Source organism: Streptomyces sp. NPDC001027, assembly GCF_040299045.1.
Classification (GTDB): domain Bacteria; phylum Actinomycetota; class Actinomycetes; order Streptomycetales; family Streptomycetaceae; genus Streptomyces.
The window spans coordinates 58,869-81,117 of sequence record NZ_JBEPBI010000005.1 but is presented as its reverse complement, the minus strand read 5'-3'; the positions used below and the strand labels follow the sequence as shown (position 1 = coordinate 81,117).

Below are 22,249 nucleotides of genomic sequence, written 5' to 3'. Positions count from 1 at the left end.
GGGCCGGTGCTGTGCAGCACCGGCCCCTTTCTCGGGCTCAACCCCTGGCGGGTCAGGCGTCCTTGCTCAGGTTCGGTCCGGCGCCGCCGGCCGCCTGCTCGATCGGCGGGACGTCGGGCAGCGCCGACTTCTCCTCGCCGCGGAAGGTGAAGGTCTTGGTGTCACCCTCGCCCTCGGTGTCCACGACCACGATGTGACCGGGGCGCAGCTCGCCGAAGAGGATCTTCTCCGACAGCGTGTCCTCGATCTCGCGCTGGATCGTGCGACGCAGCGGCCGCGCGCCCAGCACCGGGTCGTAACCCTTCTTGGACAGCAGCTCCTTGGCGGACTGGGAGAGCTCGATGCCCATGTCCCGGTCCTTGAGGCGCTCGTCGACCTTGCCGACCATCAGGTCGACGATCTTGAGGATGTCCTCCTGCGTGAGCTGCGGGAAGACGACCACGTCGTCGACGCGGTTGAGGAACTCGGGGCGGAAGTGCTGCTTGAGCTCGTCCGACACCTTGTTCTTCATGCGCTCGTAGTTGGTCTTCGAGTCGCCGGAGGCGGCGAAGCCCAGGTTGAAGCCCTTGGAGATGTCCCGGGTGCCGAGGTTGGTCGTCATGATGATGACCGTGTTCTTGAAGTCCACGACCCGGCCCTGGGAGTCGGTCAGGCGACCGTCCTCCAGGATCTGCAGCAGCGAGTTGAAGATGTCCGGGTGGGCCTTCTCGACCTCGTCGAAGAGGACGACGGAGAACGGCTTGCGACGGACCTTCTCGGTCAGCTGGCCGCCCTCTTCGTAGCCCACGTATCCGGGCGGGGAGCCGAAGAGCCGCGACACGGTGTGCTTCTCGCTGAACTCCGACATGTCGAGGGAGATCAGGGCGTCCTCGTCACCGAAGAGGAACTCGGCGAGCGCCTTGGACAGCTCGGTCTTACCGACGCCGGACGGACCGGCGAAGATGAACGAACCACCGGGACGCTTCGGGTCCTTGAGGCCCGCGCGCGTACGACGGATCGCCTTCGACAGCGCCTTGACGGCGTCGACCTGGCCGATGACCCGCTTGTGGAGCTCGTCCTCCATGCGCAGCAGACGCGAGGACTCCTCCTCGGTCAGCTTGAAGACCGGGATGCCGGTGGCCGTGGCGAGGACCTCGGCGATCAGCTCGCCGTCGACCTCGGCGACGACGTCCATGTCGCCGGCCTTCCACTCCTTCTCCCGCTTGGCCTTGGCGGCCAGGAGCTGCTTCTCCTTGTCGCGGAGGGAGGCGGCCTTCTCGAAGTCCTGCGAGTCGATCGCGGACTCCTTGTCGCGGCGGACGCCGGCGATCTTCTCGTCGAACTCGCGGAGGTCCGGCGGAGCGGTCATCCGGCGGATGCGCATCCGGGAGCCGGCCTCGTCGATCAGGTCGATCGCCTTGTCCGGGAGGAAGCGGTCCGAGATGTACCGGTCGGCCAGGGTGGCGGCCTGGACCAGCGCCTCGTCGGTGATCGAGACGCGGTGATGCGCCTCGTACCGGTCCCGCAGACCCTTGAGGATCTCGATCGTGTGCGGCAGGGACGGCTCGGCGACCTGGATGGGCTGGAAGCGGCGCTCGAGGGCCGCGTCCTTCTCCAGGTGTTTGCGGTACTCGTCCAGCGTGGTGGCGCCGATGGTCTGCAGCTCACCGCGGGCCAGCATCGGCTTCAGGATCGAAGCGGCGTCGATGGCGCCCTCGGCGGCGCCCGCACCGACCAGCGTGTGCAGCTCGTCGATGAACAGGATGATGTCGCCGCGGGTGCGGATCTCCTTGAGGACCTTCTTCAGGCGCTCCTCGAAGTCACCGCGGTAGCGGGAGCCGGCGACCAGCGCGCCGAGGTCCAGGGTGTAGAGGTGCTTGTCCTTGAGGGTCTCGGGCACCTCGCCCTTGACGATGGCCTGGGCCAGGCCCTCGACGACGGCGGTCTTGCCGACGCCGGGCTCGCCGATGAGCACCGGGTTGTTCTTGGTGCGGCGGGACAGCACCTGCATGACCCGCTCGATCTCCTTCTCGCGCCCGATGACCGGGTCGAGCTTGGACTCGCGAGCGGCCTGGGTGAGGTTCCGGCCGAACTGGTCGAGGACCAGGGACGTCGAGGGGGTGCCCTCGGCAGGACCGCCGCTGGCGCCGGCGGTCTCCTTGCCCTGGTAGCCGGAGAGCAGCTGGATGACCTGCTGCCGCACCCGGTTGAGGTCGGCGCCCAGCTTGACCAGGACCTGGGCGGCGACGCCCTCGCCCTCACGGATCAGGCCGAGCAGGATGTGTTCCGTGCCGATGTAGTTGTGGCCCAGCTGAAGCGCCTCGCGGAGCGAGAGCTCCAGGACCTTCTTGGCACGGGGGGTGAAGGGGATGTGCCCGGACGGGGCCTGCTGCCCCTGCCCGATGATCTCCTCCACCTGCTGGCGGACCGCCTCGAGCGAAATCCCGAGGCTCTCAAGGGCCTTGGCGGCGACACCCTCACCCTCGTGGATCAGGCCCAGGAGGATGTGCTCGGTGCCGATGTAGTTGTGGTTGAGCATCCGGGCTTCTTCCTGAGCCAGGACGACAACCCGCCGCGCGCGGTCGGTGAACCTCTCGAACATCGTTAATCGCTCCTCAGAGCGGTCAGGCAGTGGGGGGAACTTCCCCTCCCTGTCCTTCCGCAGCTTAGTCCCGCAAGCGGGGACCGCTCATTCCAACTGCCGACACCGTCGATGGCCTCCTGACCCCGAACGCCGACATCTGCTCCAACCCGATGGTGCGAGACGATGTTCCCGCAGGCCAGGCAGTTACCCCAGTCGCCAGTACGCCGATGGCGAACGTGAGACGTGCCTTGCCCGCGTGTCGCCCCCTCCCACTAGGGATGTCTTACCCGCCGGGACTGACACTCCATGCCGTGGGCGCCGGTTCCCTCCGCTACGGGCGAACAACCTTGCGCCGCGCGACACCCCACCCCGCCCCGATCGACGGAACGGTACGCAGTCGCGGGAGCACCCAGCGTAACTCGGGGGCCTTTCGGACGGTTGCACTTGGCATGGTCGGTCCAGTTCCCTCGTCGAACCGCCCGGCGGCCCGCTCGGCCTCCTTCCCGCATCCCATCGTTCCCCTCCCTCGACGCCCGGTCGATCCGGGCGACCGGATCCGTGGCTGGTACGAGAACGAACTGGGCTGGCCGACCGTGCCCGGGGAGCCGCTCCGGCTCGCGACCGGCGAGCGCTTCGACGTCCTGGACGTGCCGGCGGAAGCGGGGCGCGCCGCGCTCCGGCGGCTGGCGCCGGCCTCTCCGGTGGCCGTACGCGGCGACCGGATGCTGCTCCTGGTGGCGGCCGGCTGCGCGGAGGAGGTGCCGGGGATCCTGGAGTGGCTGGAGTGGGGGGCGCTGCCCCTGGGGCTGACGTCACTCGGGGCGGGCGGCCTCATCGAGGCGCCGTGGCCCGCGGACCGGGCCCCCGACCACGCCACCGGGCCGCGCGGCGGGCCGGTGCAGGGGGCCGCCGTGTGGTTGCGGCCCCCCGTTGCAGGGTGCGAGGTCGAGGCCTCGCTGCCGACCATGTCGGCGCTGGGGGGCGCGGGGAACGCCCCCGATCTCGTACGGCTGGTGGACACGCTGGCGACGCATTGCCACCGTGTCCGACTGCTGGGCGCGTGCGCTCAGCCGTTGGCCTTCTCGTAGGCCTCGCGAATGGTCGCGGGAACACGGCCGCGGTCATTGACCTCGAAACCGTTCTCCTTGGCCCACGCGCGGATCTGGGCGGTGTCCTGGCTTCCGCCGGAAGCGGCGCGCGCCTTTGCCCGACCGCCCGCAGCGCGACCGCCCGTACGCCGGCCGCCCTTCACGTAGGGCTCGAGAAGTCCACGCAGCTTGTCCGCATTGGTGGTCGTGAGATCGATCTCGTAGGTCTTGCCGTCCAACGCGAACGTCACGGTCTCGTCCGCCTCGCCGCCGTCGAGGTCGTCGACAAGAAGGACCTGAACCTTCTGTGCCACCGGATTTCCTTTCATCGAAAACGTGAGGGTCGGGGGTCCGCGGCGTCCGCCGTTTAGCCGCGCCCTGTTATATGCAGTACTGCAGTACGTCGGAAAGCAAACCGCTTTTGCTGAGAAAACACAAACCCTCGGCCAAGGCTGACGACCCGCCCGCCGACCGGAAACGTGCGCGTTTCGGACATAGGGAACCGGGTCAAGGCGGTTCGGCGTGAATGGGGGCGACGATCACAGATGCAGAAGCATCCGGCTGTTGCCCAAGGTGTTCGGTTTCACTCGTTCGAGTCCGAGGAACTCCGCGACACCCTCGTCATAGGAACGCAGGAGCTCCGCGTAGACATCGGTGTCGACCGGCGTCTCACCGATCTCCACGAACCCGTGCTTCGCGAAGAAGTCCACTTCGAAGGTGAGGCAGAAAACCCGGCGAACACCGAGCCAGCGTGCGGTGTGGAGCAACTTCTCCAACAACCGGTGCCCGACGCCTGCGCCCTTCAGCCCGGGCTTCACCGCGAGAGTCCGCACTTCCGCCAGGTCTTCCCACATGACGTGCAGGGCGCCGCAGCCGACCACCTCGGCGTTGTCGTCGCGTTCGGCGACCCAGAACTCCTGGATGTCCTCGTAAAGCGTGACCGTCGCTTTGTCGAGCAGGATCCCGCCGCGGACGTAGGCGTCGAGGAGACGGCGCACGACGGGGACATCGCCGGTCCGGGCCCGCCGGACGGTGATGGCTTTAGCGGTGACTTCGGGGTTCTCGGCCGAAGGACTCTCTGCTGACATGTACGGACGCTATCGCCCGTCGTGCCCCCTCGCCGAGGCGGGGTTCTCCGCGGCGGCGCCCTTACCGGTCTCGGTCTGCGCACTCGGTGCACTCGGCGCAGCCTGCGCACTCGGCGTTGTCGCGGGTTCTGCGGTTTCCGGGCCTTGGACCATGCGCACTGCGTCGCGCAGGGCGTGGCGCTGTTCGTCGCTCATCATCCCGAAGAAGGCGACGAGAGCGGCGGCGGGGTTGTCGCTCTGCGCCCAGGCGTCGTTCATCAGGGCGGCGGCGTAGGCGGCCCGGGTGGAGACCGCCTCATATCGATAGGCCCGGCCTTCCGCTTCACGGCGTACCCAGCCCTTCTGATGGAGATTGTCCAAAACGGTCATCACGGTGGTGTACGCGATGGACCGTTCCTGCTGAAGGTCTTCCAGGACTTCTCGAACGGTGACCGGGCGGTTCCACTTCCACACCCGCGTCATGACCGCGTCTTCGAGTTCTCCCAATGGGCGAGGCACAGCTCAGAACAATAGTGGGAGATCACGTCGATCGCGTGCCGGACGTGCACATTCACTGTCGAACAGCAACAAAAAGGGCGCACAGCTCCCCATGGAGCCGCGCGCCTCGGGGGGCGGCGGAGCGCCGGAGGGGCGGTCAGGCCTCCGGGCTCGCGGAGGCCTGGCGGGTCCCCTCCGCGCGCGCGAGGGCGGCGTCGACGGCCGCGTCCTCCTTGGCCTTGTTGGCGCCGCCCTGGGTCTTCACGATCACCCTGATCAGACCGATGAAGAACACCGCCATGACGACGGGGGGCAGCAGCGCGGAGACGTAGTCCATGGAACCAGGGTAGCCAGGGAGGAACGGGACATCGGGGCGGGGTGGGCGGGGATCAGCCGGCGGCGAGTCGCCGCTGCTCCGGGTCGGCGGGCGGCGGGGTCGGTCTGCGGCGCGGGAAGACCTCGCCCGGCGTGGGGACGGGCCGGCGGGCGGGCTGCGGGGCGGGCTCGGCGGGGACGGGACCGGGGCCCGGCGCGGTCGGCTTCCCGGCGGGCTTCTTCCGCGGCTCCTCCTGCGGTCGGCCGCCGGGGTCGTCCGCCCCGGCCGCGGACCCCGCGGCGACGCGGGCGGGCGTCTCCTCCGACAGGCCTCCGGGCAGGGCCAGAAGGCGCGTACGGGACGCCGGGACGGTCGCTGCGGCCGCCGGGGCCCTGCGGGCCGCACGACGGGCCAGCCGGGCGCGTACGTCCTGTTCGGCGAGCTTCTGGCAGCGTTCCAGGAGGGCCGCGCCCGCCGGGTTGCCGCGCAGGGCGCGCAGAGCGGCGAGATCGTCGGAATCGGGCCGGTAGCCGGTGGCCAGCACCTCCTCGAGGAGTGCCAGGTAGCCGGCGGCTGTGCCGGGAAGGGCTGCGCGGTACCGGCCGAGGTCGGCCACGAGGAAGGCCCGGAGCCGGGCGGCCTCGTGCATCGCCTCGTCGAGGGACTCGGCGAGGCGATGGCAGTCCTGGATGTCCTCGGCGGAGACGGGGCCGGGGTGAAGGGCGAGGGCGAGGGCGCGGCGGAGCACGCGCAGCTCCTCCGCGCCGAACGCCAGGCCGCCGCGGGATCCGTAAGGCGTGGGCATGCGGCGACGATACGCGCTAATCAGACAAATTCGACATGAAGGACGGATGCGGCGCGCCCGAATCCGCTCTCCCGGCCCTGCGGGTGGTTCCGTTCCGACGGACGGCCCCTGCTGCCGGCCCCTGCGGACCGTTCCGGTGGGGTCTGCTCGGCAGCGGCGGGCCGAAGCGGGCCGGGAGGCGCGCGGCGGGGGCCGTCGGCCGCCTCCCGGAGCCGGGAGGCGGCCGGCTCACATGCGCGACACGTTCCGCTCGTACACCAGGCGCAGCCCGATCAGCGTCAGCCACGGCTCGTGCTCGTCGATCACCGAGGACTCGCCCAGCACCGTCGGCGCCAGGCCGCCGGTCGCGATCACCGTCACGTCGTCCGGGTCCTCCGCGAGTTCCCGGGCCATCCGGGTCACCACGCCGTCGACCTGGCCGGCGAAGCCGTAGACGATCCCGGACTGCATGGCCTCGACCGTGTTCTTGCCGATCACGCTCCGGGGCCGGGCCAGCTCGATCTTGCGCAGCTGAGCGGCCTTGACGCCCAGCGCGTCCACGGAGATCTCGATGCCGGGCGCGATGACCCCGCCGACGTACTCCCCGCGCGCGCTGACCGCGTCGAACGTCGTCGCGGTGCCGAAGTCGACGACGATCGCCGGACCGCCGTACAGCTCGTTCGCGGCGACGGCGTTGATGATGCGGTCGGCGCCGACCTCCTTGGGGTTGTCGAACAGGATCGGCACGCCCGTCTTCACACCGGGTTCGACGAGAACGGCGGGCACGTCGCCGTAGTAGCGCCGTGTCACCTCGCGCAGCTCGTGCAGCACGGAGGGCACCGTGGCGCAGATCGCGATGCCGTCGATGCCGTCGCCCAGCTCGTCCCCGAGGAGGGGGTGCATGCCCATCAGGCCCTGCAGGAGCACGGCCAGTTCGTCCGCGGTACGGCGGGAGTCGGTGGAGATCCGCCAGTGCTCGACGATGTCCTCACCGTCGAACAGGCCGAGCACGGTGTGCGTGTTGCCCACGTCGATCGTCAGCAGCATGGCCGGTCCCCGTTCCCTACTCCGCCGCTCGCAGATCCAGACCGATGTCCAGGATCGGCGAGGAGTGCGTCAGGGCGCCCACGGCGAGGAAGTCGACGCCGGTGTCGGCGTAGGCCTTGGCGTTGTCCAGGGTCAGCCGGCCCGACGCCTCCAGCAGGGCGCGCTTGTCCACGAGGGCGACGGCCTCCGCGCACTCGCCGGGCGTGAAGTTGTCCAGCAGGATGAGGTCGGCGCCCGCGTCGAGGACCTCGCGCAGCTGGTGCAGGGTGTCGACCTCGACCTCGATCGGCACGTCCGGGAAGGCCTCCCGGACCGCCTCGAAGGCCTCGGCGACACCGCCCGCGGCGACCACGTGGTTGTCCTTGACCAGTGCCGCGTCGGACAGCGACATGCGGTGGTTGACGCCCCCGCCGCAGCGGACGGCGAACTTCTCCAGCGAGCGCAGGCCCGGCGTCGTCTTGCGGGTGTCGCGCACGCGTGCCCCGGTGCCCTCCAACGCGTCGGTCCACGCGCGCGTGGCGGTGGCGACGCCGGACAGACGGCACAGCAGGTTCAGCGCGCTGCGCTCGGCGGTGAGGAGGTCACGCGTGCGCGTGGTGACCGACAGCAGCTTCTGCCCGGCCTCCACCCGGTCGCCGTCCTCCACGTGCCGCTCGACCTCGAACTCGTCCGTGCAGACGACCGAGACGACCGCCTCGGCGATCCGCAGCCCCGCGACCACGCCCGCCTCGCGCGCGGTGAAGTCGGCGGTGGCGACCGCCTCCTCGGGGATGGTCGCGACCGTCGTCACGTCGACGCCGTGCGCCAGGTCCTCCTGGATGGCGACGTTGGCGATGTCCTCCACCTCGACGGGGTCGAGTCCGGCGTCGGCCAGCAGCTGTGCGAGCGCGGGGTCGAGCCCGCACTCCTCGTATTCGGCGTATCCCTCGTCGGTGAATCCGGCGTCCGCGTCGGCGCCGCAGGCACAGCCGTCGCCGCAGCCGCCGCTCGGTGCGAGGGGAAGGTCGGGGGTGCTCACGTCTGTCACTGCTCCTGGTGGTGCTGCCGGGTCGGGGGGAAGTCTGCGGTATCGGTGGTGTGTACGGCGAGGGTGCGGTCCGGATTCAGCCTTACGACGATGTGGCGGCGCCATGCGGCGTCGTCGCGGTCGGCGTGGTCCTCGCGCCAGTGGCAGCCGCGTGTCTCCTCGCGCAGGAGCGCGGCGGCGACCAGCACGCGCGCGACGCACAGGAGGTTGGTGGCCTCCCAGGTGTCGACGCCGGGCTCGGCCGTCTTGCCGTTCTCGTCGAGGGCGTCGCGGGCCTCGGTGTGCAGCCGCTGCAACTGGTCGGCGGCCCGCTCCAGCGACGCGGCGGAGCGCAGCACGCCCGCGCCGTCGGTCATGATCCGCTGGATCGCGAACCGGGCCTCGGGGGCGAGCAGCGGGTGCGCCGGCCGCTCGGGGCGCTCCACGGGCGCGGGCACCCGCGCGTGGAGCGCTTCGTCCGTGCGGCTCGCGGTGATGTCGGCCACGATGCGCTCGGCGTAGACGAGGCCTTCGAGGAGCGAGTTGGACGCCAGCCGGTTCGCGCCGTGCACGCCGGTGCAGGCGACCTCGCCGCACGCGTACAGGCCCGGCACGGTCGTACGGCCGTGGGAGTCGGTGCGCACGCCTCCGGAGGCGTAGTGAGCCGCCGGGGCGACCGGCACGGGCTCGGTGACCGGGTCGATGCCGTGGGCGCGGCAGGCGGCGAGGATCGTCGGGAAGCGGTGTTCCCACATCTCGGCGCCGAAGTGGCGGGCGTCGAGGAACATGTGCTCGACGTCCTGCTCCTGCATACGGCGCATGATGCCCTTGGCGACGATGTCCCGGGGCGCGAGCTCGGCCAGCTCGTGCCGGCCGAGCATGAAGCGCACGCCGTCCCCGTCGACCAGGTGCGCGCCCTCGCCGCGCACGGCCTCCGAGACGAGGGGCTGCTGTCCCTCGGCGTCCGCGCCCAGGAACAGCACGGTCGGGTGGAACTGGACGAACTCCAGGTCGGAGACCTCCGCGCCCGCGCGCAGGGCGAGCGCCACGCCGTCGCCGGTGGACACCGAGGGGTTGGTGGTCGCGGAGAACACCTGGCCCATGCCGCCGGTCGCGAGGACGACGGCCGGGGCGTGCACGGCCCCCACTCCGTCGTGCTGGCCCTCGCCCATGACGTGCAGGGTGACGCCGGCGGTGCGGCCTTCGGCGTCGGTGAGGAGGTCCAGGACGAGTGCGTTCTCGACCGTGCGCAGCCCACGCGCGCGTACCGCCTCGACGAGCGCGCGGGAGATCTCCGCGCCGGTCGCGTCGCCGCCCGCGTGCGCGATACGGCGACGGTGGTGGCCGCCCTCGCGGGTCAGCTCCAGGCCGCCTTCCTCGGACTCGTCGAAGTGCGCGCCGGTCTCGATCAGCCGCCGCACGGCGTCGGGGCCCTCCGTGACGAGGATCCGCACGGCCTCCTCGTCGCACAGGCCCGCGCCCGCCACCAGGGTGTCGTCCAGGTGCTGTTCGGGCGTGTCGCCGTCGCCCAGGGCCGCGGCTATGCCGCCCTGCGCCCAGCGGGTGGAGCCGTCGTCGAGGCGCGCCTTGGTGACGACGACCGTCCTCAGCCCGGCGGCCTCGCAGCGCAGCGCCGCGGTCAGGCCGGCGACGCCGGAGCCGACGACCACCACGTCCGCGGAGATGTTCCACCCGGGCGCGGGTGCGTGCAGTCGTATGCCTGTGCTGGTCACGAGGCGGCTCCGAAGGTGAGGGGGAGGTTGTCGATCAGCCGGGTCGTGCCGACCCGGGCGGCGACGGCGAGAACGGCCTCGCCGGTGAAGTCGTCCTCGATCTCGGTGAAGTCGGACGGGTCGACGAGCGCGAGGTAGTCCAGCCGCAGCGGGGGGTCGAGCCGCTGGGCCTCGTCCAGGATCTGGCGGGCGGCGGCGCGGACCGCGGCGGGGTTGCCGGGGGCGGCCTTGGCGACCGCGTGCGCGTCGGCGGCCGCGCGGGACTCGCCGATGGCGCTGAGCGCCTCGGCACGCGCGTGCGTCGCGGGCACCTCCCGCGCGCGGGCGCGCAGCGCTTCCTGGGCCGCGTGCCGGTCGCGGCCGGCGAAGAGGGACTGGGAGAGCGCGAGCGCGGTGCGCCGCTCCCGCGCGGACAGATAGCGGTTGCGGCTGGACAGCGCCAGCCCGTCCTCCTCGCGCACGGTCGGCACGGCGACGATCCGCACGCCGAAGTTCAGGTCCCGCGTCATCCGGCGGATCAGGGCGAGCTGCTGGGCGTCCTTCTGCCCGAAGAGCGCGGCGTCGGGCCGGGTGAGGTGCAGCAGCTTCGCGACGACGGTGAGCATGCCGTCGAAGTGCCCGGGCCGGGAGCCGCCCTCCAGACGCTCGCCCATGGGGCCCGCGGAGATGCGGACCTGGGGCTCGCCGCCCGGGTAGACCTCGTCCACGGACGGGGCGAACACGACGTCCGCGCCGGCCCGCCCGGCGATCTCCAGGTCGGCGTCCAGGGTGCGCGGGTAACGGTCGAGGTCCTCGCCCGCGCCGAACTGCAGCGGGTTGACGAAGACCGTGACGACGACCTCGCCGCCGGGCCCGGCGAGCTCGCGCGCGGTGCGCACCAGGGTGGCGTGCCCCTCGTGGAGGGCGCCCATCGTCATCACGACGGCCCGGCGGCCGTCACGCGTGCGTGCGTGCAGCTCGTCGGCGGTGCGCAGCAGGGCGGCGGTCATCCGGCATCTCCTTCGGCGCCGTGCGGGCCGGGGCCGCCGGGGCCGGACGCGGCGCCGTGGGGGTTGCCGGCGAGCACCCCGAGGAGGTCCTCGGCGAGTTCGGGCTTGAGGAGCCCGTGGGCGAGCGCGCGGTCGGCGGTCGCGCGGGCCATCGCCAGATAGCCGGCGACGGTCTGCGGGGCGTGCTCGCGCAGCTGCGCGACGTGCGCGGCGACCGTGCCGGCGTCCCCGCGCGCGACGGGGCCGGTGAGCGCGGCGTCGCCCGAGCGCAGCGCGTTGTCGAGAGCGGCGCCGAGCAGCGGGCCGAGCATCCGGTCGGGGGCTTCCACGCCGGCCGCGCGCAACAGCTCCATGGACTGGGCGACCAGGGTGACGAGGTGGTTGGCGCCCAGGGCGAGGGCCGCGTGGTACAGCGGGCGGCTCTCCTCGGCGATCCACTCCGGCTCGCCGCCCATCTCGATCACGAGGGCCTCCGCCGCCGTCCGCAGCCCGTCGGGCGCGGTGACGCCGAAGGAGCAGCCGGCCAGGCGCTGGACGTCCACCGGGGTGCCCGTGAAGGTCATCGCGGGGTGCAGGGCGAGCGGCAGGGCGCCCGCGCGCAGGGCGGGGTCGAGGACCTTCGCGCCGTACCGCCCGCTGGTGTGCACGAGGAGCTGGCCCGGGCGTACGGCGCCGGTCTCGGCGAGGCCCTCCACCAGGCCGGGCAGGGCGTCGTCGGGGACCGTCAGCAGCACCAGGTCGGCCCGTCGCAGGACCTCGGCGGGCGGGACCAGCGGCACGTCGGGCAGCAGCAGCCCGGCTCGTCGCCTGGAGGCGTCGGAGACGCCGGAGACGGCGACCGGACGATGTCCGGCGAGCTGAAGGGACGCGGCCAGGGCAGGACCCACCCGGCCCGCGCCGACGACGCCGACGGCCAGCCGCGCGGGGCGGTCCCTCGGGTCTGGTTGTTGGGCTGTACTCACGCGACGCGGCCTTCCGTTCCAGTCCGCTCGGGGTACCGGACGATTTCTCGTCATGTTAACGCGATCCGTTCGGGGGGCGTCCGTTCGTCCACAGGCTGTGGGCTTTCCCACGCGTCGCCGATCCCGGCCGGGGCGGGAGGGGGAGCTGAGGCGCGAGTGGTGCGCGGCGGCGTGCCCGACGCCCCCGCGGGAGGGGGCGGGGTGCGGGGACGGGATATGCGCGTGCTTGCGCGTGTGGCGGCACGGCATCATCCGGGGCATGGCATACACGACGGACCAGGGAGACGAGAAGACGACGCGGCAGCGCCTCCGGGAGCGCCGGGCGGTCGCCCACCGGGAGGCGGAACGCGTCCTGTCGCGCGCGGGATTCCGCGGCACGCTGCGCGAGCGGCTCGCGTACCTCCACGAGCACGCACCGGACGTCCACGACCTGGACGAACCCGGTGACATGTACGGCAACGGGGTCGTGGCAGCTCTGGAGGAGCGGGTCGCCGGGCTGCTCGGGACAGAGGCCGCCGCGTTCTTCCCGACCGGGACGATGGCCCAGCAGATCGCGCTGCGCTGCTGGGCGGGCCGCACCGGCGACCCGACGGTCGCCCTGCACGCGCTGAGCCACCCCGAGAGGTGGGAGCGGGGCGCGTTCACGGCCGTCAGCGGGCTGCGCACCGTCCGGGTCACGGGGGAGCCCCGCATGCCCACGGCCGAGGAGGTGCGCGACCTCGAGGAGCCCTTCGGCGCGCTGATGCTGGAGCTGCCCCTGCGGGACGCCGGCTACGTGCTGCCCACCTGGGAGGAGCTGACCGCGACCGTGGCGGCGGCTCGCGAGCGCGACGCGGTGGTCCACTTCGACGGCGCGCGGCTGTGGGAGACGACCCGTCGTTTCGGACGTCCCCTGCACGAGATCGCCGACCTGGCGGACAGCGTCTACGTGTCGTTCTACAAGTCCCTCGACGGCCTCGGCGGCGCCGCGCTCGCCGGCCCGCGGTCACTGGTGGAGGAGGCGAAGACCTGGCGGCACCGGTACGGCGGCATGATCTTCCAGCAGTTCCCCACCGCGCTGTCGGCGCTCATCGGCCTGGAGCGCGAGCTGCCCCGGCTGCCCGACTACGTGGACCACGCGCGCGTGGTGGCCGCCGCGCTGCGCGAGGGCCTCGCCGCGACGGACGCGCCGTGGGCACGCGTGTTCCCGGAGCCGCCGCACACTCACGAGTTCCAGGTCTGGCTGCCGTACGAGGCCGACGTCCTCGCCGAAGCGGCGGTGCTGCAGGCCGAGGAGACGGGGACGATGCTGTTCGCCGGCGCCTGGGAGCGGGGCGGGCCGGGGCTGGCCGTCACCGAGGTCGGCGTCCGCTCCGAGGGCCTGACGTGGACGGCGGACGACGTGAGGGCTGCGGTCGCGGACTTCACCACATGGATCCCCCGGGCGGCCCGGACCGCCGAGGGAGTCGACGGGTAGGCGGGTGTGCGCGGCCCGGGGCGGCGGGACCGTAAGGGAGCCCGAGCCCGAGCCCGAGCCCAAGCCCAAGCCCAAGCCCGAGCCTGAGCCTGAGCGCGGGCGGCGGGACCGCAGGGCGCGGGCGGCGGGGATTTTCCCGGTACGGCGGCCGGGCCGGCCGGGGACGTGGGCCGGGGCGGGTTGTCGGCGCCGGGGTGCACCATGAGGGCATGAGCCTGAGCATCGACGTCGCCGGGCTGCGGCCGGAGAGGGTCTCCGTCGCGCCCTCGCCCCTGGCCGAGCTCGGCATGGCGCTGCACGCGCTGGCCGAGCCCGGGCACCATCCCGGCCTGCAGGGCTGGGTCACCGCGGTCACCGCCGGGCTCGACCCGCATCTGGCCGACCGGATGTGCGAGGCCGACTTCCTGTGGCGGACGACGTTCTCGGACCTCTTCCTGCCCTGTGCGGGCATCCCGGGCAGAACCGCCCTGCCCGGCACGACGCTGGCCGACGAGCTCGACCTCCTGGACAAGCTGACGGACGAACAGTTCGTGGACTGCGCGCTGGAATTCATCTGCGCGCCCGGCTACGACCTGCCGAGCGCCGGCGTGCTGTGCGACCCCGAGCTGCGCCGACGCGCCTTCGACCTGGCCGCCACCCGCGGCCCGCGGCAGGTGCGGTTCACGCGGCGGCTGCTCGACGACCCGCCACGCGTGCGTGCGTGGCTGCGCCAGTTCCTGCGGGACTGCGACGAGGCGTTCTTCTCCGACGTCTGGGCGCGGGTGCGGCACCCCCTCGCCGCCGACGCCCGCCTGAAGACGGACCTCCTGCGCCACAAGGGGCTGGCGGAGACGCTCACCGCCGTGTCCTCGGCCGTGACGCTCGACGAGGAGGGCGCGCGGATCACCGTCGACAAACTCGTCGTGGGCCACACCGCCACGGCGGACGGCGGCCTGCTGCTGGTGCCCACGAGCCTCGGCTGGCCGCACCTGATGGTGCTGCACCGGTACGGCTGGCAGCCGGTGCTGCACTACCCCGTCGGCTCGCCGGAGCCGGCGGCGCCGCCGTCGGTGGAGCAGTTGGCGCTCCGGATGACCGCGCTGTCCCATCCCGTACGGATGCGCATCTGCCGATTGCTGGCCCGCAGCGCCTACACCACGACGGAACTGGCCCAGGTCCACGGCGTGTCGGCTCCCGAGATATCCCGGCACCTCACGCTGCTGAAGAAGGCGGGCCTGGTCACCACGCGCCGACGCGGCCGGTACCTGCTGCACCAGCTCGACGTCGCGGTGGTGGCCCGGCTGGGCAGCGACTTCCTGGAAGGGATACTCCGCTAGCGGCCGCCCGGGCCTCAGTCGAACCGGATGTGCCTGATGCCCACGCCGGCCTGCCGCAGCCGTGTCCGCAGCGCGCCCCCGGTGTGCGGTTCGAGCGTCAGACCGGCCAGGACGGCGATCCGGTCGGCCGTCTTCGGCACGGTCGTGCGGTCGGTCCACAGATGCTCGGCGAACTCCGGCTCACGCAGGCGCTCCAGGCAGTGGTCGAGCCGCCTGACGGCCCAGGTCTCCCGGCGCAGCCCCGCGTTGCTCCCCAGGGCGAACCCCAGGAGGTGCCCCGGGCCGCGCTCACGCAGCCGCCGCAGGATCGTCCCGCGTCCGGCGAGGAGCGTGAAGTGACGTACGTCGTGGCCGAGTTCGCGCAGCCTGCCGACGGTCTCGGCGAAGTACACCGGATCGGTGACGGTCATCGGGGCGATGACCACGCCGTCGTGCTGTCGGAGCGCCAGGTCGAGGACCTCGACGACGCCCTGCCGCCAGGAGACCAGGTCCTGGAAGTCGCCGCGCAGCTCCGACGGCAGCATGCGGCGCAGGCCGAACCCGGCGTGCTCGGGGTCGCACACCACGCTGCCGGGCAGCCGGCGCCGGATCTCGTAGGCGGTCTGCGTCTTGCCCCCGCCGAAGGGACCGTTGATCCACAGAAGCATGCGCAGACCCTAGTGCGGCCCCCGACCCGGCCCCCGCCGATCTCGCCCTGGCCCGTGCCGGTCTCGCCGCGGCCCTGCCCCGGTCCCGGCGGGCGGGACGTTCGAGAAGCGCCCTAGTGGCCGCCGGCCCTGACGAGGCCCGTCTCGTAGGCCAGCACCACGACCTGGACGCGGTCGCGCAGGCCGAGCTTGGTGAGGATGCGACCCACATGGGTCTTGACGGTCGCCTCGGAGAGCACCAGCCGGGCCGCGATCTCCCCGTTGGACAGCCCCTGGGCGACCAGCACCATCACCTCGCGTTCGCGCTCCGTGAGCCGCTCCAGCTCCTTGTGCCGGGGTTCGCCTCCCGTGGCGGGCAGCATCGGCGCGAACCGGTCCAGGAGCCGGCGGGTGGTGGAGGGCGCGACGACCGCGTCACCGCTGTGCACGGAGCGGATCGCGGCGAGCAGCTCGCCGGGCGGGACGTCCTTGAGCATGAAGCCGGAGGCCCCCGCCTTCAGCCCGGAGAACGCGTACTCGTCGAGGTCGAAGGTGGTCAGGATCAGCACCTTCGGAGGGTCGGGCTGCTCGCAGATGCGCCGGGTGGCCTCCACGCCGTCCAGCTTCGGCATCCGGACGTCCATCAGCACGACGTCCACCTGCGTCGAACGCACCTGCTGGAGGGCCTCCACGCCGTCGCCCGCCTCCGCCACGACCTCCATGTCCGGCTGGGCGGCGAGCACCATCCGGAACCCGGTGCGCAGCAGCATCTGGTCGTCGACCAGCATCACGCGGATCGTCATCGAGTCCTCTTCCGTTCTTCGGTCGGGGGAGCGGGGGGAGCGTGGGGGGGGCGGGGAGCGGGTGGGGCAGGTCGGGCAGGCGGGGGCGGGCGGTCCAGGGGGCGTGACAGGTGTCAACGCGGGGCGCGCGTCAGCGTCAATGCGCCGGTTTGAGCGGGAGCAGGGCGCTGATCCGGAATCCTCCGCCCGGTCGCGGGCCCGCGTCCAGGGTGCCGCCCACCATGCCGACGCGTTCGCGCATGCCGATCAGTCCGTGCCCGGCGCCGTCGGCCCCGCCCTCCTCGTACAGCTCGTGCGGGGCGCCCTTGCCGTCGTCCTCCACCAGCAGGCCCAGACCGTCGTCGAAGTAGACCAGGCGGACGCTCGCGCCCGTGTTCGGCCCGCCGTGCTTGCGCGTGTTGGTCAGCGCCTCCTGCACGATGCGGTACGCCGTCAGCTCGACGCCGCTGGGCAGCGGACGGGCCGTGCCCTCGACCTTGAAGTCCACGGGGAGGCCCGACCCCCGGCACTGCTCGACCAGGTCCTCGATCTGCTCGACGTCGGGCTGCGGCACGTACTCGCCGCTCTCCTGGTGCTCGCCGGTGCGCAGCACGCCGAGCAGCCGGCGCATCTCGGCGAGGGCCTGACGGCCGGTGGAGGAGATCGTCTCCAGGGCTGCCTTCGCCTGGTCGGGCGCGGCGTCCAGGACATAGGCGGCGCCGTCGGCCTGCACCACCATCACCGACACGTTGTGCGCGACGACGTCGTGCAGCTCGCGTGCGATGCGGGCGCGTTCGGCGGCGACGGCGACCTTCGCCTGCGCCTCGCGCTCCTTCTCCAGGCGGGCCGCGCGCTCCTCCAGCTGGGCGAAGTACGCGCGGCGGGTGCGCATGGAGTCGCCGAGCACCCAGGCCAACGCGAACGGCACCGTCAGGAAGACCACGGTCGCGACGTCGCCCGGCACGCCCGAGTTCTCGTTCGGCCAGCGCAGCTGGGCGACGGTGGCCGCGCTCAGGCCCATCACGAGCGCCAGCCGGGACGCCCAGCGGGCGCCGTACGCCGCGACCGTGTAGACGATCACCAGCAGGGCGAAGTCGGCGACCGACGTCGAGACGTCCAGCACCAGCTGCCCCAGCCCCAGGGCGGCGGCCAGCAGCAGCATCTTCTCGGGCAGCCGCCTGCGCAGCGCGATGACCAGGCAGAGCAGAAGCACCACGGGCACGTACAGCGCCATGGAGTCGACGCCTCCGCGCTGGTTCTGGTCGGCCGTTCCGGCCACGACAGAGATCCCGAACAGGACGAGGGCCCAGAAGCCGTCGACCCCGGTCGGGTTTCTGCGGAGGAAGTCATAGAGGCGCTGCACGTAACCCAGCGTAGGGAAGCCCGATGCGTGCCGGGGTCAACCGGAGGATCGATCCGGTGCGGGCGCGCGTACTCCGCAAGGTGGATGCCGTGATCACCTGTACGGCTAGTCCGTCCGCCTAGTCTGTCGGGGTGGACGAGGTCTGGCGGACGAGGTGACCGGCTCAAGCGAGTGGCGCGGCTGGCGCGCGGCGACGCAGGCCGCGCTGTACGGCTCGGGCGAAGAGGACACGCCGGGCTCGGGCGGCTCCACGGAGCCCGGCTCGGGCGGCTCCACGGCGGGCTTCTACCGGCGTTCCGAGGGTCCCGCCGGGCACTTCCGCACGTCGGTGCACGCCTCGCCGCTCTTCGCCGAGGCCGTGGCCCGGCTCCTGTGCCGGGTGGACGAGGCGCTGGGCCGGCCCGAGTCGCTCGACTTCGTCGACATGGCCGCCGGCCGCGGCGAACTGGTCGCCGCCGTGCTGACGGCGCTCCCCGCCGATGTGCTTTCCCGCACCCGCGCGTACGCCGTGGAGATCGCCGACCGCCCCGAAGGCGTCCCTCACCGGATCGAGTGGCTCCGCGAGCCGCCGTCGGCCGTCACCGGGCTGCTGTTCGCCAACGAGTGGCTGGACAACGTCCCCGTCGAGGTCGTGGAGGTCGACTCCACGGGGGTGGCGCGACTGGTCCTCGTCCGGGAGGACGGGTCCGAGCGGCTCGGGGAGCCGGTGTCGGGAGCGGCGGCGGACTGGCTGGCGCGCTGGTGGCCGCCGGGCGGCCAGGAGGGGCTGCGGGCCGAGGTCGGGCTGCCCAGGGACCTGGCGTGGGCGTCTGCCGTGGCATGCGTCCGACGGGGGCTCGCGGTGGCGGTGGACTACGCGCACACCGCGGACGCGCGCCCCCCGTACGGGACTCTGACCGGGTTCCGGGACGGACGGGAGACGGCGCCCGTCCCGGACGGGTCCTGCGACATCACGGCCCATGTGGCGCTGGACGCGTGCGCGGAGGCGGGAGCGCGAGCCGCGGCACGGACGCACGCCCCCCACCCGCCCCCCGGCTCCCCCGTGCACCCTGCCACCGGCGCGCACCCCGGCTCCCGCACGATCACGGGCCCTGACACGCGCCCCGGCGCTCGCCTGCTCACCCAACGCGCCGCGCTGCACTCCCTGGAGCTCACGGGTGCACGCCCCCCGCTCGCACTCGCCTCCACAGACCCTGCCGCATATGTGCGCGCCCTCGTGAGCGCCGGAGCGGCCGGCGAGCTCACCGCGCCGGGCGGACTGGGCGGCTTCGGCTGGCTGGTCCAGCCGGTCGGCATTGCGGACCCGCTGGCCGCGCGGCAGCCGGGCACGGACGCGGCGCGGGACCCGGACCCCACACGGGACCCGGAGGGCGGCCGGCCGCTCGGAGCCGACTGACCGTCTTCCGGGGCTGCCCCCTGGCCAGGGCCCGGGAGCCTCGCGGCCCGGCGGCGGGCTCACCTGGCGGGCTTGCTCGGCGGGCTCACCTGGCGGGCTTACTTGTCGATGTCTCCCACCACGAAGAACATCGACCCCAGGATGGCCACCATGTCGGCGACCAGCGTGCCCGGCAGCAGCTCGGTGAGCGCCTGGATGTTGTTGTACGACGCCGAGCGCAGCTTCAGCCGGTACGGCGTCTTCTCGCCCTTGCTGACGAGGTAGTAGCCGTTGATGCCGAGGGGGTTCTCGGTCCACGCGTACGTGTGCCCCTCGGGCGCCTTGAGGACCTTCGGCAGCCGCTGGTTGATCGGGCCGGGCGGCAGGTCGGCGAGACGGTCCAGGCAGGCGTCCGCGAGAGCGAGCGCGTTGTGCGTCTGCTCCAGGAGGCACTCGAAGCGCGCGAGACAGTCGCCCTCGGTGCGCGTGACCACCTTCAGGGTGTCCTGCAGCTCCCCGTAGGCGAGATAGGGCTCGTCCCTGCGCAGGTCGAAGTCGACGCCCGAGCCGCGCGCGATCGGCCCGCTCACGCCGTAGGCGTGCACGTGCTCCGGCGCGAGGACGCCGACGTCCCGGGTGCGCCCGCGGAAGATCTCGTTGCCGAGCACGAGGTCGTCGAAGACGTCCATACGGGAGCGCACGGCGGCGACCGCTTCGCGCGCGCGGGAGGTCCAGCCGGCCGGCACGTCCTCCTTGAGGCCGCCGACGCGGTTGAACATGTAGTGCATGCGCCCGCCGGAGACCTCCTCCATCACGTTCTGCAGCACCTCGCGCTCGCGGAACGCGTAGAACACCGGGGTGATGCCGCCGAGCTCCAGCGGGTAGGACCCGAGGAACATCAGGTGGTTGAGCACCCGGTTCAGCTCGGCGAGCAGCGTGCGGGTCCACACCGCGCGCTCCGGGACCTCCATGCCGAGCATCCGCTCCACCGCGAGGACCACGCCCAGCTCGTTGGAGAACGCCGACAGCCAGTCGTGGCGGTTGGCCAGCATGACGATCTGCCGGTAGTCGCGGGCCTCGAACAGCTTCTCCGCGCCGCGGTGCATGTAGCCGATCACCGGCTCCGCGTGCTGGATGCGCTCGCCGTCCAGCACGAGCCGCAGCCGCAGCACGCCGTGCGTGGAGGGGTGCTGGGGGCCGATGTTGAGCACCATGTCGGTGCTTTCCGCGGCGCCGCCGATCCCGACCGTGGTCTCCGTCGTGGGAGTCATGGCACCAGTCTCCCCTACGTACGCTGGGGCCATGGAGACGGGGAGCCCGGTGGGCCCAAGGGGCGCGGAGACGACGGACGCGGAGACGACGGAGGCCGGACCGGAGTGGCCGGAGGCCCCGGACTCGACGGAGGCCGGGCCGGAGTGGATCGGGCTGCCGTCCGGCCTGCTGCGGATGCGGCGGCTGCTGCTGGTGGTGTGGCTGGCGCCGGCCGCCGTCGCCGCCGGGCTGCTGCTCGGACTGCTCGTCGGCCCCGCGTGGGCCGCGTTCGCGCTGCTGCCGCTGGCCGGCATCGGCTGGGGCTGGGTGCTCCTCGGCCGCAACTGGCGCTCCTGGCGGTACGCGGAGCGGGCCGACGACCTGCTGATCAGCCGCGGCGTGCTGTGGCACGAGGAGACCGTCGTGCCGTACGGGCGCATGCAGCTCGTCGAGGTCACCTCCGGCCCCGTGGGGCGCCGCTTCGGGCTGGCCGGCGTCCAGCTGCACACCGCGGCCGCCGCGACCGACGCCGCCATCCCGGGCCTCGACCCCGCCGAGGCGGAGCGACTGCGCGACCGGCTCACCGAACTCGGCGAAGCCCGATCGGCGGGGCTGTGACGACACCGGGCGTGGAGGACGGCCTGCCGCAGGCGCCCGGCGGGTCCGGGGTCGGCCCCGCGCCGCTCGCCGTCGAACGCCGGCTGCATCCCGTGACGCCGTTCCGACGGGCGTGGGCGCCCGTCGCCGTCCTCGTCGGCTGGGCGGTCCACGACCCGAACCAGGCGCAGGAACAGCTCACCCGGCTGACCACGACCACCCTGCTCGTCGCGCTCGCCGTGCTCGTTCCCGCGGCCTCCCTCTACGGCTTTCTGACCTGGTGGTTCACCCACTTCGCGGTGACCGACGGCGAACTGCGCATCCGGACCGGGCTGCTGTTCCGCCGCACCGCGCACATCCGGCTGGAGCGCATCCAGGCGATCGACGTCAGCAGGCCGCTGCTGGCCCGCGTCGCGGGTGTGGCGAAACTCCGGCTGGACGTCGTCGGCGCCGAGAAGAAGGACGAACTCGCCTTCCTCGGCGAGGACGAGGCCCGCGCGCTGCGGGCCGAACTCCTCGCGCGCGCGGCCGGCTTCGCCCCGGAGACGGCGGGCGAGGTGGGGGAGGCGCCCGCGCGCGAGGTGCTGCGCGTGCCGGCGCGCGAGCTCGCGATCGCGCTGACGCTGACGGGCGCCACCTGGGGCGCGCTGGCCGCGGCGCTCGTCGTGCCGCCCGTGCTGTGGCTGGCCACCCACAGTGTGTGGACGGTCCTGGCGACCGGGGTGCCGCTGCTCGGCGCGGCCGGTGCGAGCAGCGCAGGACGGTTCGTCGGCGAGTACGACTGGACGGTGGGCGAGTCGCCGGACGGGCTGCGGATCGACCACGGCCTGCTGGACCGCACGCACGAGACGGTGCCGCCCGGGCGGGTGCAGACCGTGCGGATCGTCCAGCCGCTGCTGTGGCGGCGTCGGCGCTGGGTGCGCGTCGAGCTGGACGTGGCCGGTTCCGCCAACTCCGTGCTCGTGCCGGTCGCCCCGTACGCGGCCGCGGAGATGGTCGTCGCGCGCGTGCTGCCCGGGGCGGTCGTGCCGGCCGAGGCGTCGCTGCGGCGCCCGCCGCGCCGGGCCGGACGCTGTGTGCCGCTGTGGTGGCGCGGTTACGGCGTCACCGTCACGGACACCGTGTTCGCCGCCCGCCACGGGCTGCTGCGCCGCCGTCTTTCGCTGGTGCCGCACGCCAAGGTCCAGAGCGTGCGGTTGACGCAGGGGCCCTGGCAGCGCCTCTGGGGCCTCGCGGACGTGCATGTGGACACGGGGGCCGGCAAGACCGTCACCGCCCGGCTGAGGGACGCACACGAGGCCACGCGACTGCTCGGCAGCCAGGCCGAACGGTCCCGGACCGGGCGCCGTGACGCCCGGCCCGACCGGTGGATGGCGTGACCCGACCGTCGCGGCCGCGCGCCGTCCGGACCTTGGCGGCGGCGCGGCGGC

Annotated in this window: 21 protein-coding genes; 6 read left to right on the top strand and 15 right to left on the bottom strand. The window is 72.9% G+C overall.

The genetic code is table 11. The features are described 5' to 3' along the window. Positions 1 to 52: 52 nt before the first annotated feature. Positions 53 to 2,581, bottom strand: coding sequence for an ATP-dependent Clp protease ATP-binding subunit (locus ABT300_RS03550; protein WP_107442612.1), 2,529 nt, complete (start codon positions 2,579 to 2,581; stop codon positions 53 to 55). Between the two features lie 431 nt (positions 2,582 to 3,012). On the opposite strand from ABT300_RS03550, the gene ABT300_RS03545 reads away from it, so the two are divergent. Further along, complete coding sequence (locus ABT300_RS03545; protein WP_351671513.1) at positions 3,013 to 3,651, top strand: SCO3374 family protein; 639 nt, start codon at positions 3,013 to 3,015, stop codon at positions 3,649 to 3,651. On the opposite strand, the gene ABT300_RS03540 is transcribed toward ABT300_RS03545, so the two are convergent. From ABT300_RS03540 to ABT300_RS03495, 10 genes are all read right to left on the bottom strand, one after another. After that, on the bottom strand, positions 3,630 to 3,965 hold the full coding sequence (locus tag ABT300_RS03540; RefSeq protein ID WP_351671510.1) for a histone-like nucleoid-structuring protein Lsr2: 336 nt from the start codon (positions 3,963 to 3,965) through the stop codon (positions 3,630 to 3,632). The two genes, ABT300_RS03545 and ABT300_RS03540, sit on opposite strands and share 22 nt — an antisense overlap. Positions 3,966 to 4,190: 225 nt before the next feature. Further along, positions 4,191 to 4,739, bottom strand: coding sequence for an amino-acid N-acetyltransferase (locus ABT300_RS03535; RefSeq protein ID WP_306949956.1), 549 nt, complete (start codon positions 4,737 to 4,739; stop codon positions 4,191 to 4,193). Between the two features lie 9 nt (positions 4,740 to 4,748). Beyond that, complete coding sequence (locus tag ABT300_RS03530; protein ID WP_502977870.1) at positions 4,749 to 5,201, bottom strand: BlaI/MecI/CopY family transcriptional regulator; 453 nt, start codon at positions 5,199 to 5,201, stop codon at positions 4,749 to 4,751. Positions 5,202 to 5,373: 172 nt separating this feature from the next. Continuing rightward, positions 5,374 to 5,553 carry a hypothetical protein gene (locus tag ABT300_RS03525; RefSeq protein WP_351671504.1) on the bottom strand — a complete coding sequence of 60 codons (180 nt, stop codon included), beginning with the start codon at positions 5,551 to 5,553 and terminating at the stop codon, positions 5,374 to 5,376. 52 nt (positions 5,554 to 5,605) lie between these two features. After that, entirely contained in the window at positions 5,606 to 6,307 is a 702-nt protein-coding gene (locus tag ABT300_RS03520) for a hypothetical protein (RefSeq protein ID WP_351671604.1), read from the bottom strand. Between the two features lie 258 nt (positions 6,308 to 6,565). Further along, a complete protein-coding gene (locus ABT300_RS03515) occupies positions 6,566 to 7,363 on the bottom strand; it encodes a type III pantothenate kinase (RefSeq protein WP_266724744.1) in 798 nt (265 codons plus the stop codon). 16 nt (positions 7,364 to 7,379) lie between these two features. Then, positions 7,380 to 8,381 (bottom strand): carboxylating nicotinate-nucleotide diphosphorylase, encoded by a 1,002-nt coding sequence (gene nadC / locus ABT300_RS03510; protein WP_351671500.1) that lies wholly within the window; start codon positions 8,379 to 8,381, stop codon positions 7,380 to 7,382. Between the two features lie 5 nt (positions 8,382 to 8,386). Then, the gene (locus ABT300_RS03505; RefSeq protein ID WP_351671498.1) at positions 8,387 to 10,102 is read right to left on the bottom strand and encodes an L-aspartate oxidase; all 1,716 of its coding nucleotides are present in this window, start codon (positions 10,100 to 10,102) and stop codon (positions 8,387 to 8,389) included. Then, the gene (gene panC, locus ABT300_RS03500) at positions 10,099 to 11,091 is read right to left on the bottom strand and encodes a pantoate--beta-alanine ligase (protein ID WP_351671495.1); all 993 of its coding nucleotides are present in this window, start codon (positions 11,089 to 11,091) and stop codon (positions 10,099 to 10,101) included. The genes ABT300_RS03505 and panC overlap by 4 nt, the downstream gene beginning before the upstream one ends. Further along, on the bottom strand, positions 11,088 to 12,053 hold the full coding sequence (locus ABT300_RS03495; protein WP_351671492.1) for a Rossmann-like and DUF2520 domain-containing protein: 966 nt from the start codon (positions 12,051 to 12,053) through the stop codon (positions 11,088 to 11,090). The genes panC and ABT300_RS03495 overlap by 4 nt, the downstream gene beginning before the upstream one ends. 259 nt (positions 12,054 to 12,312) lie before the next feature. Here ABT300_RS03495 and ABT300_RS03490 point away from each other — a divergent pair, with 259 nt between their 5' ends. Both ABT300_RS03490 and ABT300_RS03485 read left to right on the top strand, forming a co-directional pair. Continuing rightward, the gene (locus ABT300_RS03490) at positions 12,313 to 13,509 is read left to right on the top strand and encodes a threonine aldolase family protein (RefSeq protein ID WP_351671489.1); all 1,197 of its coding nucleotides are present in this window, start codon (positions 12,313 to 12,315) and stop codon (positions 13,507 to 13,509) included. A 209-nt stretch (positions 13,510 to 13,718) separates the two neighbouring features. Next, positions 13,719 to 14,825, top strand: coding sequence for a DUF5937 family protein (locus ABT300_RS03485; RefSeq protein ID WP_351671486.1), 1,107 nt, complete (start codon positions 13,719 to 13,721; stop codon positions 14,823 to 14,825). 14 nt (positions 14,826 to 14,839) lie between these two features. On the opposite strand, the gene ABT300_RS03480 is transcribed toward ABT300_RS03485, so the two are convergent. The 3 genes from ABT300_RS03480 to ABT300_RS03470 form a co-directional block, all read right to left on the bottom strand. Continuing rightward, entirely contained in the window at positions 14,840 to 15,472 is a 633-nt protein-coding gene (locus ABT300_RS03480; RefSeq protein ID WP_351671483.1) for an AAA family ATPase, read from the bottom strand. Between the two features lie 113 nt (positions 15,473 to 15,585). After that, complete coding sequence (locus ABT300_RS03475; protein WP_319275420.1) at positions 15,586 to 16,254, bottom strand: response regulator transcription factor; 669 nt, start codon at positions 16,252 to 16,254, stop codon at positions 15,586 to 15,588. Positions 16,255 to 16,390: 136 nt separating this feature from the next. Continuing rightward, complete coding sequence (locus tag ABT300_RS03470; RefSeq protein ID WP_351671479.1) at positions 16,391 to 17,596, bottom strand: sensor histidine kinase; 1,206 nt, start codon at positions 17,594 to 17,596, stop codon at positions 16,391 to 16,393. Between the two features lie 142 nt (positions 17,597 to 17,738). On the opposite strand from ABT300_RS03470, the gene ABT300_RS03465 reads away from it, so the two are divergent. Beyond that, positions 17,739 to 18,992: an SAM-dependent methyltransferase gene (locus ABT300_RS03465; RefSeq protein ID WP_351671601.1), complete on the top strand. Its 1,254-nt coding sequence runs from the start codon at positions 17,739 to 17,741 to the stop codon at positions 18,990 to 18,992. 98 nt (positions 18,993 to 19,090) lie between these two features. Here the strand turns inward: ABT300_RS03465 and ABT300_RS03460 are convergent, their stop codons facing one another. Continuing rightward, positions 19,091 to 20,242 (bottom strand): NADH-quinone oxidoreductase subunit D, encoded by a 1,152-nt coding sequence (locus ABT300_RS03460; RefSeq protein WP_351671476.1) that lies wholly within the window; start codon positions 20,240 to 20,242, stop codon positions 19,091 to 19,093. A gap of 31 nt (positions 20,243 to 20,273) precedes the next feature. Here ABT300_RS03460 and ABT300_RS03455 point away from each other — a divergent pair, with 31 nt between their 5' ends. After that, on the top strand, positions 20,274 to 20,840 hold the full coding sequence (locus ABT300_RS03455) for a PH domain-containing protein (RefSeq protein WP_502977869.1): 567 nt from the start codon (positions 20,274 to 20,276) through the stop codon (positions 20,838 to 20,840). Beyond that, positions 20,837 to 22,198 (top strand): PH domain-containing protein, encoded by a 1,362-nt coding sequence (locus ABT300_RS03450; protein WP_502977868.1) that lies wholly within the window; start codon positions 20,837 to 20,839, stop codon positions 22,196 to 22,198. Before ABT300_RS03455 ends, ABT300_RS03450 begins: the two co-directional genes overlap by 4 nt. Positions 22,199 to 22,249 lie beyond the last annotated feature (51 nt).

Excerpts from the sequence above, each read along its gene's own strand:
- ABT300_RS03550 (WP_107442612.1), bottom strand. The coding sequence starts at position 2,581 with ATGTTCGAGAGGTTCACCGACCGCGCGCGGCGGGTTGTCGTCCTGGCT.
- ABT300_RS03545 (WP_351671513.1), top strand. The coding sequence starts at position 3,013 with ATGGTCGGTCCAGTTCCCTCGTCGAACCGCCCGGCGGCCCGCTCGGCC.
- ABT300_RS03535 (WP_306949956.1), bottom strand. The coding sequence starts at position 4,739 with ATGTCAGCAGAGAGTCCTTCGGCCGAGAACCCCGAAGTCACCGCTAAA.
- ABT300_RS03530 (WP_502977870.1), bottom strand. The coding sequence starts at position 5,201 with ATGACGCGGGTGTGGAAGTGGAACCGCCCGGTCACCGTTCGAGAAGTC.
- ABT300_RS03525 (WP_351671504.1), bottom strand. The coding sequence starts at position 5,553 with ATGGACTACGTCTCCGCGCTGCTGCCCCCCGTCGTCATGGCGGTGTTC.
- ABT300_RS03515 (WP_266724744.1), bottom strand. The coding sequence starts at position 7,363 with ATGCTGCTGACGATCGACGTGGGCAACACGCACACCGTGCTCGGCCTG.
- panC (WP_351671495.1), bottom strand. The coding sequence starts at position 11,091 with ATGACCGCCGCCCTGCTGCGCACCGCCGACGAGCTGCACGCACGCACG.
- ABT300_RS03490 (WP_351671489.1), top strand. The coding sequence starts at position 12,313 with ATGGCATACACGACGGACCAGGGAGACGAGAAGACGACGCGGCAGCGC.
- ABT300_RS03485 (WP_351671486.1), top strand. The coding sequence starts at position 13,719 with ATGAGCCTGAGCATCGACGTCGCCGGGCTGCGGCCGGAGAGGGTCTCC.
- ABT300_RS03480 (WP_351671483.1), bottom strand. The coding sequence starts at position 15,472 with ATGCTTCTGTGGATCAACGGTCCCTTCGGCGGGGGCAAGACGCAGACC.
- ABT300_RS03475 (WP_319275420.1), bottom strand. The coding sequence starts at position 16,254 with ATGACGATCCGCGTGATGCTGGTCGACGACCAGATGCTGCTGCGCACC.
- ABT300_RS03460 (WP_351671476.1), bottom strand. The coding sequence starts at position 20,242 with ATGACTCCCACGACGGAGACCACGGTCGGGATCGGCGGCGCCGCGGAA.
- ABT300_RS03455 (WP_502977869.1), top strand. The coding sequence starts at position 20,274 with ATGGAGACGGGGAGCCCGGTGGGCCCAAGGGGCGCGGAGACGACGGAC.